The sequence below is a fragment of the Myxococcus sp. AM011 genome (assembly GCF_013372595.1).
Lineage (GTDB): Bacteria > Myxococcota > Myxococcia > Myxococcales > Myxococcaceae > Myxococcus > Myxococcus eversor.
This window is the reverse complement of the sequence record NZ_JABXEM010000020.1, coordinates 1-13077: the sequence shown is the minus strand read 5'-3', so window position 1 is coordinate 13077 and position 13077 is coordinate 1. Positions and strand designations below refer to the sequence as shown.

The window sequence follows — 13077 nt, the reverse complement described above, 5'->3', positions numbered from 1 at the left end:
GCTGGGACAGACGGTGGCTGCCGCGACTCGGACTCACGGGTCCGACGCGGCAGCCACTCGAGGTGGCGGGACGACTACGGCGTCGCGGGTGTGCGCTGATGACTGGAGCCAGTCCCCTGATGACTGCAGTCATCGGCTGGGGGCCCGAGTGGAACGCTCTGCTCCAGTAAAGTCGCGGGGTTGCGGGTCCGGGATGGCTGGCATTCGCGCTGCAATGAGGGAGAGCACGGGCGAGACGACGAACTCCTCGCCGCGGCGGTCCCCCATCGCTTTCCTGAAACAGGTGATCCCATGGTCAAGCTCAAGCCCTCGTCCCTCTCCTCCCCGAAGCTGAACAAGAACCCGGCGGACTCCACCTCGGTCACCCCGCCGAAGAAGACGCCCTCCTCGGTTCCCACGCAGCAGGACGTGAAGTTCCGCAACCCCACGAATGCGCCCTCGCAGTCGCAGCGGCCGACGGATGGGTTCGATGGCAGGAACCCCGCGGCCGGCGGTCGTGGCACGCGCGCGCTGGATGCGCTCTCGAACGTGTCGGGGGCCGTCACGCCCGCGATGGAGACGCTCGCGAACGTGTCGGGGGCCGCCCTGCCCGCGATGCAGGCGTTCTCGCCCATGATGGGCGGAGGACTGCCCGCCATGGGAGGGGCGCTCTCGCCCATGATGGCCGGGGGCCAGCCCGCGATGCAGGCGTTCTCGCCCATGATGGGCGGCGGACTGCCGTCGATGGAGCAGTTCTCGCCCATGAACGCGCCCATGCCGAGGGGCCTGCCCTCGATGGACGGGCTCCCGCAGGATCTCGGGTTCCCCACCGCGCCGCCGATGATGACGCGGGACATGCTGGAGGGCATGCAGGTGCCCTCGCTGCCGGGCCCCGTCGACTTCGCGCCCCGTGGGCTGCCCTCGCAGCTCCAGGACTTCGCTCCGCTGCCCTCGCAGCTCCAGGACTTCGCTCCGCCGCCCTCGCTCCAGGCGCCCGTCAACCCCGCGCCGCGCGGGCTGCCCCCGCAGTTGAGGGACTTCGCGCCGGCCCGTGAGGCCACGCCACTCGCCGCGCCGCAGGCCGAGCCGGAGTCCTCCGGCATCCCGAGCGCCAATGACAAGCGCCCGGCCGGGGACAAGCGCTCGGCGGCGCAGATCGTCGACGACTCGCCCGCGCTGAAGAACCTGGGCCGTCAGAAGGACATCAAGTTCGACCAGCTCTGCAAGCAGACGGGCATCGACCCCAAGCTGGACCTGAAGGACGCGAAGCAGAACCCGGACGCGGTGTTCCGCCTGGCCAAGGTGCTGGAGTTCATCGACAGCGCGAAGGCGTCGAACGGTGGGGACCGGGACAGCAAGGTGAAGAACGGCAAGGGTGACGGCAACATCGAGGGCATCACGAAGAGCGGTGATGCGCGGCACGGCACCGAGGCCGGCATGGTGAAGGACTTCGCCGAGCAGGGTTACTCATTCCTGGGCGAGCAGCAGCTTCCGACGACGAAGGACACGCACGTCAAGGCGGACGGGAGCAACAAGGACAACTTCCAGTGGGCCGCGGGTGAGGCGGGCAAGCACCTGTGGTTCCTGCCGGCGGTGAGCAACGTGCTGACGGGCATCGGCGACTCGGAGGGTGGCGTGAAGGGCGTCTTCGAGGGCGCGGCCAAGGGCTACGTCAACACGCTGAAGGGCGCCGCGGAGGGTGTCCTCGGGGCCGTCACGACGGGCCGAGTGAACCCGGCCTCGCTCCTGCTCGGTGGCGCGGCGGGCGCGCTGGCCAACACGGAGGCCGCTCCGCAGGTGGTGAAGGACATCGCCGGCATGCTGTGAGCTTGAATCGAAGTGGGTGACCCGAGCGGGGGAGCTGCTCGGTAGAGGGGCCCTCGGAGCAACCTTGCGGCGGCAGGGAAGCTCCGAGGGCTTTTCTATTCGACCGTTCCACCACGACAGGCCGCGCTCCCCAAGGACCCAGTCCCTTGGGGAGCGCCAATCATGCCGTGGTGAGCGGGAACCTCAGCGCGGTGTGACCTTGAGCAGCTTGCCGTTGGTGGCGTCGGTCAGCAGGTAGAGGGCGCCATCGGGCCCCTGCACCACCTCGCGGATGCGCTCGGCGCGGTCCTTGAGCAGGTGCTCCTCGCCCACGACGAGGTCATTGCGCACCATGAGCCGCACCAGGGCCTGGCTGACCAGTCCTCCCACGAAGATGTCGTTGCGCCACTCGGGGAACAAGGTCCCCGTGTAGATGGCCATCCCCGAGGGGGCAATCACCGGGTCCCAGTAGTACACGGGCTGCTCCATGCCCGGGCCCTGGGGGCTGTCGTGGATCGGCGCGCCGCTGTACTCCTCGCCATACCCGATGGTGGGCCAGCCGTAGTCCTTGCCCTTCTCGGGCCGGTTGAGCTCGTCGCCCCCCTTTGGCCCCATCTCCACCGTCCACAGCCGGTTCTGGCTGTCGAGCGCCGCCGACAAGACATTGCGGTGGCCCACCGACCAGATTTCGGGCTTCGCGCCCGCGGTGTTCACGTATGGGTTGTCCTGGGGCACGGAGCCGTCGGGATTGATGCGGACCACCTTGCCGAAGTGGCTCTTCACGTCCCGCGCCTGCACCCGGCCCGCGAGGATGGAGCGCTCTCCGAGCGTGACGAACAGCTTGCCGTCGGGGGTGAACACCAGCCGTCCGCCCGAGTGCAGCGTCGACTCGAGCGTGGGCATCATGCGGAAGATGACCTGAACCTCCTCCACGCGAGGCTGCGCGCCATCCACGAGCTGCGCGCGCGCCACCGCCAGTCCGTTGCCGCCCGTGCGTGGCTCGGCATAGGTCCAGTAGATGAGTTTGCTTTGCGCGTAGTCGGGACCGACTTCCACGTCGAGCAACCCGCCCTGGCCACGGGCATCCACGGCGGGCAGCCCCGCGACGGCGGGCGACTTCGCGCCCTGCGGAGTGACGATGTAGAGCGAGCCGGTGGCCTTCTCCGTCACCAGCATGCGCTGGTCGGGCAGGAAGGCGATGGCCCAGGGGTTCCTGAAGCCGGATGCAATCTCAGTGACCTGGATTGCCGTCTGCGATTGGATGGCCGGGGCGCGTGTCTGCTGGGGGAAGGCCGGAGAGAACTCGGGCACGTTGGGCGGGCCCTGCGGAACCGGGGGGCCGCTGGGAAGAACGCCCGCGTCTTCGGGCGGGACACCCGCGTCTTCCGGCGGGACACCCGCATCCTGCCGCGGGACGCCCGAGTCTGGGGGCGTCGGCGTGGGGTCGGGGTCATCGCTGCAACCGACGAGGAGGGCTGCGACGATGAGGGGCATCGACAGGACTCGCATGCGACTCTCTCCTGGGGGAATGAGGGGGAGGAGAAGTTGCTGTCATGCGTCCTGACGCGCAAGTCTCGTCGCGGGAAGGCCGCGATTCAGCCCGAGACCGTGCGGCGCCGGGCATCCGACGGTGGAAAGTTACGCTGCTCACGGCCCGTCCCGCCACCCGAGGGTTTCACTGCCCCCCTTCGCGAACTGGAGGTCACCTCGGCGGGTTCACCACGAGGTAGGAGACCTCGGTGCCGGAGTAGCGAGGCTGGTACCAGGTGCCTCCGCAGTTCTGGTACGTGACGCCGCCGACCACCGCCGTTGAACACGACGGAGGAAGCGAGCGAGTCACTGAGCCGATGGCAGCCGCGGTCGCCGTCACGGCGGCGGCCGTCGCCACCGGGTGATAGTTCCGGTCGACATCCACGTCGATGTCCCGGTGCACGTCGACATTCCGGTTGACGTTGTTGTTGACGTGGGTCGTCGTCGTGGTGCGGACCTCACGCGCCTCGGCGCTCCCGGCGAGCAGTCCGAAGCCGAGGACGACCGCGAGGGTCTTCAGGGTTGAAAAGGGGCTCATGGGTTCACGCTCCTTGCTCACGGGCTTCTTCCGGGATTCGACGGGCCTGTATCGAATTGAATCCGGTGGGAATCCTTCGGGGGGTTGAACGCAAACACGGCATTGTTGACATTGGGCTTCAGGTTCCAATCGAGGACCGCGACGTGCTGCGGCTGCGCGGGGTCCTGGGTATTCGTGATGACGAGCTTCCGGGGCAGGGGCTTGTCCCCCTTCTCGATCCACACCTGCCAGTCCACGCCTTGCTGCTTGAAGGCGTACTGCTCGGTCTCCACCCCGTCGATGGTCGCGGGACCCACGTCGATGGCCGACTGGATGTCCTTGATGCCGCTCTTGTCCGTCCCCCAGTAGAAGAGGTCGACCAGGGGAATCTCGACGTCGTAGCGATGCTCGGCGGTGGCGATGGTCTCCGCCAGCGTGGGAGGCGCATCGAACGAAGCGTAGTAGCCGCCCTTCGGACCGTTCACCGTGAAGGTCTTCCCGTCATAGAAGAGCTGGCGCTGCTTGCGGTCAGACTTGATGTCGACCCTGAGCTTGTCGGGGCGGCGCGCCCGAATCTCGGCTTCCGACGACAGTTGGATTTTCTGACCACTGACCAGGACCTCGTCCGTGGTCGTCTCCGCCGTAATCGCGAACGCAGGCAGGCTCCGCAGGAAGCCGCCCATCTTCTCCAAGGCCTTGATGGCCTGGGGGTCGACCGCGGGCGCCTTCTGCTCCCCCGCCGCTGCCTGCCCTGGCGCCGCGAGCGCGGGCGAGAGACCACTCACCAGTCCGCCCGCGCAGAGCGCCAGCGAAAGCAGCCGCTTCCTCGAGCCCATGTTTCGAAGCCCCATGCCGAACTCCTCCCCTATGGATGTCCAGAACTCATCTTCTTCATGAACTTGGAGATGCGTGGGGCATGAGCAAGTCCAGGCGGGCCTTGCTCACTTCAGGCAGCCACCCCTGGAGCAAGCCCCCGCCGCGCACGCCTGCCTACGGCCTCGTGATGCGGAAATCCCTATCACGGAAATCCGCTACGGCAGCGAGCATCGCCCAAACAAAGCACGACACACCTCGACAAATCACAATGGCACCATGTTCAGCCACGAACGGCGCAAGCGCGCCACGCCACTGAAGCTCAAGAACCCCAAGGCCGGACACTGTCCGAAATCCACAACAAGCAATGCGCTCACAACAGGGCGCATGGCCCGAAAAGACAATTGTGATAGCAATTAAGGGCGCCAATTCAGGCGTGACCGACATGCCGGGAGGTTGCACATGGAAAATTCGAACCGTGATGAGATCCTTGCGCAGACCCTGATGGAGATGCAGAGCGCGGAGCCGGAAGGCTTCGAGAATTCCGGGCTGAACTCATGCAACCAGAGCGGCGCCCATGTCGAACACACCATCGGCATGTGGGACATCTGGAGCACCGGACAGAATAACTGATCGTCCCTCCGCAGGACCTTGCACATACCTGTCCCAGGCACGGATGGTGGCCTGGGACAGGCGTAAGGATTGCGCAGTTCATTCGGCGTGAAGTGAACCATGGGCAATCTCAACCTGCTGCCGCAGCACGTCAAGGGAGTCGCGAGATGAGCAAAGTGGACGAGCGAGTCTGGGCTGGCATTGATGTCCTGCTTGGCGATTATGCGCGCCTCATGCCCGAGGACCAGGTCCTCGTGGCGTACACGCCCGAGAGTCGCGAGTCCGCCGCATGGATTGCCACGGCGTTGAGGATGCGTGGGATGGAGGCCTGCCTGTTGGGGATGCGGCCCCGGCCCCTCAAGGACGAGACGTTCGCGGAGCGGCTGGACGCGGCGCTTCCGCATCCCGAGCGCCTCCGAGGCAAGCTCATCCTCATCACCGTCGAGCGCGACTCGATGTCGCACATGCAAATCATCCGAGATGCCCTGATGCGCTACGACCTGGACAAGTGGCTGGTGGTCCGAATCATCAATGCCTCCCAGGAGTTCTTCATCAAGGCGCTGAACGTCAAATCCGGGACCCTGTCGGAAATCAATTCCGGCCTGCTGGACAGGTTCATGAAGGCGCGTGAACTGAGGGTGAAGACGCCCTCGGGAACAGACCTGCGCATCGGTCTCGACTCCGACCGGTACCGGTGGATCAGCAACCGCGGCGTGTGGCGGCCCGGGAGTTTCCTCATCCTTCCCGCGGGAGAGGTGGCTACATTTCCCAGCACGGTGGATGGGGTCCTGGTCGCGGACGGGGCCTTCAACGTCAACGCCATGACCCCAGTTGATGCACGCCTGGCCAAGAACCCCATCCGCATCCGCATCAAGGACGGCCAGGCCGTCGACCACGAGTGCAACAGTCCGGAAGTGAGCCGCCTGGTGGAGGCGGTCTTCGCCCAACCCCACTCCCGGCGTGTGGGCGAGGTGGGTTTTGGAACGAATGGCGGACTGGGCGACTTCATCCCCATGAACTCGCACCTCAACGAACGCCAGCCAGGCGTGCATCTTGGCTTTGGCCAGCACAACCAAAGCATCCATGTCATGGACTATTTCTCGCCCATCCACATGGACCTCATCTCCCCTGGAGGCCATGTCTGGGTGGATGATGATCCGGTGCCGCTGGACCTGCTGAAGCTCACCCCCTCGCAGTTGCCCCATCCCAGGTTGGTCTTCAACGAGGACATCGACGGAAACTGCTGCGGGTTGACCGGCGAAGATGAGCTGCGCGAGCTGTGCCCGCTGCCGGTGCGCGAGAAGGCCGTCCCCCGGACACAGCAGGCAGGATGAGCCTGGGCCCTCCGCCCGATCTCTGGCGCAACGCCCCCTTTCTGCGGCTTTGGGCGGCGCAGACGGTCTCCTTGTCGGGTTCAGCGGTGACGAAGGTGGCGCTGCCGCTCGTCGCGGTGACCCTCCTCAACCTCACGCCCCATCAGATGGGGTTGTTGCTGGCCGTGGAGATTGCTCCGACGTTGCTGCTGCGGCTCCCCGCGGCGGCATGGGCGGATGCGAGCTCGCGCCATGTGCCCGTCATGGCGGCGTGCAACCTGCTGAGCGGCCTGCTCATCACCGCCATTCCGGTGCTCTGGTGGATGGGCCTGCTGAGCTTCGGGGTGCTCCTGGGGACGGCCTTCTGCCTGACGTCTGTCAGCGCCATTGGTGGGATGTTCGCGGCCCCCCTCCTCTCGGCCGTGGTGGGAGATGGGCAGTTGGTGGAGGCCAACGGCCGGTTTGGCGTGACGCGCAATCTGGCCGACGTCTCGGGGCGCAGCCTGGGGGGCGTGCTGGTCTCCGTGCTCTCCGCGCCGGTGGCGCTGTTCGTGGATGCGGCCTCCTTCATGGTGGCCGCGGGCCTGACGATGGCCGTGCGTGTCCCCAGGAAGCCACGACATGACCTGGCGAGGGACACGGCGAGCGTGAAGGGGCTCACCCTGGGTTTCTCCTTGTTGCTCCAGCGGCCCTTCCTGGGCCTGGGGCTCGGCATCGTCGGGTATCTCTGTCTGGCCAACGGCGTGGTCTCCGCCTTGCTGGTCCTCTTCATGTCCGAGCACCTGGGCATGTCGCCGTCGCTCATCGGACCCATCCTGGGGGTGGGTTCCGTGGGGGGCATCATCGCCAGCCTCCTCGTGGGGGCCTTCCACCGTCGCCTGGGCGCCCAAAGGACCTTGGCGATGGCAGTGGCCACGCTCACCGGCTCGTTCGCGCTGCTGCCGCTGGCCCGGCCCGGGGCGCTGGGGCTGCTGGCCTGTCTGAACTACGAGTTGATGGGCAGCTTCGGCGCCTCGCTGCTCCTCATCACGCTCTTCGCGGAGGTCCCCCGGCAGGTCCCCTCCAATGCCCTCGCCCGCGTCATGGCCGTCGTCAGCCTGATGCCCGAGGTCTCGACGATGCTGGGCGCAATCCTGGGGGGAACGCTCGGGGCGTCTCTGGGCGTCCCCCGGACCTTCGCGGTGAGCTTCGTCTTCGCGCTGCTGTCGGGAACCGCGCTCGTGCTGGGGCTCGCGTGGCGTCGTCGCCTGGTGCTCAAGCGGCAGGCCATGGTGGGAGGTTAGGACCCTGACGGCACAAACCTACATGCTGGACAATGGGCTCACCGTCGTCTTCGAGCCACGACACACCACCCGCGCTGTCGCGTTCCAGGTCTGGGTCCGGGCTGGCAGCGCGGATGAGCGCCCTGACCAATTGGGCCTGGCCCACCTGCATGAACACATGCTCTTCAAGGGCACGGCGCGGCGGGCACCAGGGGAACTCGCCCGGGAGGTAGAAGCCCATGGCGGGCGAATCAACGCCTGGACGAGCTACGACCAGACCGTCTTCCATGTCGTCATCGCCAGCCGGTTCGCCCGGCTTGGGCTGGACATCCTCGCGGATGCGGTGCGCGGCTCCTCATTCGATGCGGGTGAGCTGGTGCGTGAAATCGAGGTGGTGTGCGAGGAGATCAAACGCAACGACGACCTTCCCGCGCGGCGTGCCTCGCGGCAGTTCTTCGAAGCGGCCTACGCTCAGCACCCCTACGGCCGCCCCGTGATTGGCACCGCCGCGAGCGTGCGCGGCTTCACCCGGGAGCAGGTGCTCGAATTCTACGCGCGGCACTACACCCCGCGGAATCTGGTGCTCAGCGTGGCGGGTGATTTCGACGAATCACAGCTGCGGGAATGGGTGGACGAGTTTTGGGGGGGTGACTGGGGCCAGCCCTGTTCGGAGCCGGTGCGGCGCCCCGTGGAGCCGGAGCGCACCGCGCCACGGGTGTGCCTGCGAGAAGATGGTGCGAAGGAGGCGTGGCTGCACCTGGGCTTCTCCATCCCGGACATCTCGCATCCGGACGTGCCGGCGCTGAACGTGCTCGCGCTGCTGACGGGACTGGGGGAGCGCTCGCGGGTCATCCGGGAGTGGAAACACAAACGGGGGCTCGTCAGGGCGTTGGAGTCCTCGGCCTACACACCGTTGGACCCTGGCCTCTTCTCCCTTCGGTTCACGCTCGCGCCAGACACGCTGGTGGAGGCGCTGGCGGAGGAACTGCGAGTGCTGGGCCGTCTGCGCGCGGAACTGGTGCCCACCGAGGAGCTGCTGCTGTTGCAGACCCACTTCGAAGCACGGGCCGTCCAACAGCGCGAGGAGGTGCAGGAGCTGGCGCGGCGGCTGGGCTACTACCAGTTCATGCAAGGAGGCCTGGAGGCGGAGGCGCGCTACCAGGAAGCCATCGCTCGGCTCACCCCGGAGCGTTTACAAGAGGTGGCGGAACACTATCTGCGCTTCGACCGGGCGATTCTCACCGGGCTTCTCCCCGAGCGTCGCGGTTTCCCTGCCGCGAAGGCGGAGACGTTGCTGATGCGGGCCGCGCGTGAATGCACCCCACTCGCACGCGCACCCGTCTCCCAGCTTGGGAAGCCAGCGCCGTCGACCCGACCCCTTCCCTGGAAAACGGCCGTGACGGCGCGAGCGGTGGTGGAGGCCCGGCTGCCGTCCGGGGCGCGGGTGTTGGTGCAGCAAACGCGTGCGGTGCCGCTCGTCGCGATGCGAGCAGCCTTCCCGGGTGGCGTGCGTTACGAGACCGCGGAGACCAACGGGCTGACAGCCCTGCTCTGCCGGTGCCTCACCCGTGGCACCGCCACTCGCGACGCGGAGGCCATTGCCCAGCAGATCACCACCATGGCGGGCTCGCTCCAAGGTGCTCAAGGGCGCAACCTGGTGGAGCTTCGCGGCGAGTTCCTGTCACGCCACTTCCAACCCGCGTTCCGACTCTTCGCGGACTGCCTGCGCGCCCCGCTGTTTTCCGAGCACGCGGTGACTCGCGAACGCGAGAACATGTCGAGGGAGCTGGGTGTTCGCGAGGGAAATCCCGAGGGACGGGTGTTCGATGCCCTCGCGAGCACCCTCTACCGCACGCATCCCTACCGGCTGCCGGTATTGGGAGCGCGAACCGCGGTGGAGCGGCTGGGGCCCGAAATGCTGCGCGCCTGGCACGCGGCATACATGACACCCGCGCAGATGGTGCTGAGCGTGGTGGGAGACGTATGTGCGGATGAGGTCCTGGCTCAGGCACACGAGCTCTTCGGTGAAGCCCCGGCAGGAATGGCCGCGCCACCTTCCGTGGCTCCAGAGGCGCTGCCCGAGTCGCCGCGCGAGCACAGGCAGGTGCTCGCGCGCGCATTGACCCATCTGGCGTTGGGATTCCATGGGGCACGAGTGACCGACTCATGGCGCCACCCCCTGAAGGTGCTCAGCACCCTGCTCTCGGGACAAGGCGGCCGGCTGTTTCATGAACTGCGCGACACGCGCGCCCTGGCCTACAGCGTGAACAGCCACAGCGTGGAAGGCGTGGACCCGGGCTACTTCGCCATCTCTTTGGGGACGAGCCCAGAGAAGGCGACATCCGCGCTGGCGGTCATCCGCTCCGAGCTTGAGCGGGTGAGGGACGAACGGGTGAGCGAGAAAGAGCTCGAGCGGGCGCACCAGCACCTCATCGGGGTCCATGAACTGGGGCTCCAGCGCAATGCGGCCCGCGCGGCGATGCTGGCAATGGATGGATGCCTCGGCGTCGGCCAGGAGAACTTCCAGCACTATGCGCAGCGGGTCTCCGAGGTCACGGCCGAGCACGTGCGTGACGTGGCCCAGCGAGTCATCGACTTCGAACGCAGCTCGCTGGCGATGATGGGGCCCTGACGCGCTCCGTCCCAGTCTTCTAGAGGCAAGGAGCCCATCCGCATCACGGAGGGCTCCTCGCACGGGCCTACGCGCTCACGACCGCCACGACAGCGGGAGCATCCACCGGGTCGACCAGGGACTTCTGCTCCCACGCCCTGCTCTTCCAGCGAATCCACATGGAGATGCCTCGCAGCCATTCATCGGCTGCAACCGCCAGCCACACGCCGGCGAGCCCCAGGTTCAGCTTGAAGACCAGCACGTACCCCAGGGGCAGGCTCATGCAGACCATGGACAAGAAGCCCATGTAGACGGTGAACGGAGCATCTCCCGCGGACCGCAGCGCGTTCACCAGCACCAGGTTGAAGGAGCGCCCCGTCTCCAACAGGAGCCCCAGGACGATGACCTGGGACGTGAGCCGGACGATGTCCCCGTCATGGGTGAACAACCCCACCAGCGGCGCGCGGACCAGGATGGCCACCACGTCCACGACGACGGTGATGGCCACGGCCCACTTCAGGCTCTGGAGCACGCGGCGGTACGCCTCGTCCGCCTGCCCCGCGCCCACCAGCCGGCCCACGATGATGGCCGTGCCCATGCCGACGGCGAGGCTGAACAGGAAGATGTATTGGGAAATCGCATTCGCGTACTGCCGAGAGGCCAGCGCCGTGGGCCCCAGGAACGTCACGTAGTACAGGAACACCGCCTGGCAGCACTGGTAAGTCCCCTGCTCCACGGCGGAGGGAACGCCCACCCGGAAGATCTTCCGGAGCGTGTCCCGGGTGAATGTCACGTAGTCACGCGCGCGCATCTTCACGTCCATCACCCGGTACAACAGCCAGGCGAACACGACGAGCGCCACCGCGCGACTGCCCACCGTGGAGATGGCCGCGCCGGCCACTTCCAGTCGAGGAAACCCGAGCATCCCGAAGATGAGCAGCGCATTGCCGCCCACGTGCAACGCGTTCATCCCCAGCGCGATGAACATCGACTCGCGCGTGAAGCCATAGGTGCGAATCAGGCTGGAGCACACGTTGATGAGCGCCTGGAGGAAGATGAACCCTCCGGCGATTCCCATGTACGTCCGAGCATGCTCCAGCACGATTCCGTGCAGGTTCATCCGCGACAGCAGCGCATCCCCGAACAGCAACAACCCCGCGCTGACCGTCACGCCGAGCAGCAGATTCAGGGTGATGGCCACCGCGGAGATGCGCGCGGCCTCCGCTGAGCGACGCGCGCCCAGGTACTGGGACACGACGACGGAGGCGCCGTTGCTCACCACCTCCATGATGAGGATGCAGATGAACAGGTACTGATTGACGACCCCCACCGCGGAGACCGCGTCGTCGGACACACCGCTGAGCATCAGCGTGTCCGCCGTGCCCATCGCCATGAAGAGGAGGAGCTCCAGGAAGATCGGCCAGGTCAGCCGAAACAACCCCATCCGGGTGGGGCCCTGCTCAATCGTGTCTGACATGGTCCGCCGCGCTGAACGCGGGCGAGGGACTAACAGCCGCCGCACCGCGTCGCCAGCCCCTTCGAACCTGCCTGCCACACACTCAACGAGCCTCGCGGCTCCTATGAGTTCAAATGACAGACCGACGCACGTGACGGACGCGTCACGCGCGCCCCCTCAGTGCTTCATCAGCTCGCGCGAGGAGGCCGTCACCGGCGACTTCTCGGAGGAGGTGGAGCTCACCTTGAACAGCGGCTCGGAGCCACCCTTCACGTTGTTGCGAGCCGCGGTCGCCTCGGAGGAGGACTCGTCGGAGGAGGAGTTCGACGGAGTCGACACGGGCGTGAAGGGCGCCTCGCTGGCCTGGGCCTTCTTCGCCGCCGCGCGGCTGCGACGCCACAGGAAGTAGCCGATGGCGGCCACCGCGAGCACGCCCATGACGGCGTACTGGCCTTCCTTGAACTTGGAGATGAGCACGTCCAGTTCGCCACCGAAGTGGAAGCCGAGCCACACGAAGACGGGCGCGGACAGCAGCGCCGCCAGCCCATCCCAGAAGATGAACTGCCAGTAGGGCATGCCCACCGAGCCCGCGGTGAAGTACGTCACCGCGCGCACGCCCGGCATGAAGCGAGCGATACAGACAATCTTCTGTCCGTGGCGCGTGAAGAGCCCTTCCACCCGGGCGCGCTTCTCCGGCGTGACGATGCGCGCGAAGAAGCCCCCACCCTTGCCGTCACTGCCGCGCCCCAGCTTCCCGCCCAGCCGACGGCCGGCGAGGAAGATGAGGCTGTCACCCACGAGGATGCCGGCGAAGCCCACCGCCATCATCACCGGAAGGCTCGCGGCGCCCTTGTGCGCCAGGAAGCCACCCAGGATGAGCGAGATGTCCTCTGGCAACGGGACCCCCAGGCCACAGGCCACGAGGATGCCGAACACGGTGGCGTAGGCGATGAAGCCCTGTGAGTCGCCAAGCAGTTGGGTGAGAAGGTCTTGCACGCGTTGTCCCGTCCGTTCACTTCCGAGGGGCTTGCCAGGTCACCGCCCGAGCCAGCCCATCCAGCGCCCACACATCAACCGGGCGCGCGTCCTCAAAACTCCGCGACAGGGTCTTCAACCCGAAGTACCCCTCGCGACTGGCGCTGTCTCTTTATACACATCTGACGCTGCCGACGACTTAA

Annotated in this window: 10 protein-coding genes; 5 read left to right on the top strand and 5 right to left on the bottom strand. The window is 66.8% G+C overall.

All coding sequences use genetic code 11. The features are described 5' to 3' along the window. The first annotated feature begins 291 nt into the window (after nt 1-291). Entirely contained in the window at nt 292-1806 is a 1515-nt protein-coding gene (locus HUW62_RS48045) for a hypothetical protein (RefSeq protein WP_217911164.1), read from the top strand. A 183-nt stretch (nt 1807-1989) separates the two neighbouring features. Here HUW62_RS48045 and HUW62_RS06490 read toward each other — a convergent pair whose 3' ends face one another. From HUW62_RS06490 to HUW62_RS06480, 3 genes are all read right to left on the bottom strand, one after another. Continuing rightward, entirely contained in the window at nt 1990-3294 is a 1305-nt protein-coding gene (locus HUW62_RS06490) for a PQQ-dependent sugar dehydrogenase (RefSeq protein WP_176433884.1), read from the bottom strand. A gap of 193 nt (nt 3295-3487) precedes the next feature. After that, nucleotides 3488-3853, bottom strand: a complete 366-nt coding sequence (locus HUW62_RS06485; protein WP_163867349.1) for a hypothetical protein — start codon at nt 3851-3853, stop codon at nt 3488-3490. A 17-nt stretch (nt 3854-3870) separates the two neighbouring features. Further along, on the bottom strand, nt 3871-4683 hold the full coding sequence (locus HUW62_RS06480; protein ID WP_163867348.1) for a DUF2092 domain-containing protein: 813 nt from the start codon (nt 4681-4683) through the stop codon (nt 3871-3873). A gap of 424 nt (nt 4684-5107) precedes the next feature. On the opposite strand from HUW62_RS06480, the gene HUW62_RS06475 reads away from it, so the two are divergent. The 4 genes from HUW62_RS06475 (at nt 5108) to HUW62_RS06460 (ending at nt 10464) form a co-directional block, all read left to right on the top strand. Beyond that, entirely contained in the window at nt 5108-5278 is a 171-nt protein-coding gene (locus tag HUW62_RS06475; protein WP_163867347.1) for a hypothetical protein, read from the top strand. Between the two features lie 146 nt (nt 5279-5424). Further along, a complete protein-coding gene (locus HUW62_RS06470) occupies nt 5425-6591 on the top strand; it encodes an aminopeptidase (protein ID WP_163867346.1) in 1167 nt (388 codons plus the stop codon). After that, entirely contained in the window at nt 6588-7853 is a 1266-nt protein-coding gene (locus tag HUW62_RS06465) for an MFS transporter (RefSeq protein WP_255203278.1), read from the top strand. Before HUW62_RS06470 ends, HUW62_RS06465 begins: the two co-directional genes overlap by 4 nt. Nucleotides 7854-7875: 22 nt before the next feature. Further along, nucleotides 7876-10464: a pitrilysin family protein gene (locus HUW62_RS06460; RefSeq protein WP_163867344.1), complete on the top strand. Its 2589-nt coding sequence runs from the start codon at nt 7876-7878 to the stop codon at nt 10462-10464. 67 nt (nt 10465-10531) lie between these two features. On the opposite strand, the gene HUW62_RS06455 is transcribed toward HUW62_RS06460, so the two are convergent. Next, nucleotides 10532-11920, bottom strand: a complete 1389-nt coding sequence (locus HUW62_RS06455; RefSeq protein WP_163867343.1) for an MATE family efflux transporter — start codon at nt 11918-11920, stop codon at nt 10532-10534. Between the two features lie 156 nt (nt 11921-12076). Then, nucleotides 12077-12895, bottom strand: coding sequence for a DedA family protein (locus HUW62_RS06450; RefSeq protein WP_163867342.1), 819 nt, complete (start codon nt 12893-12895; stop codon nt 12077-12079). Nucleotides 12896-13077: the final 182 nt, after the last annotated feature.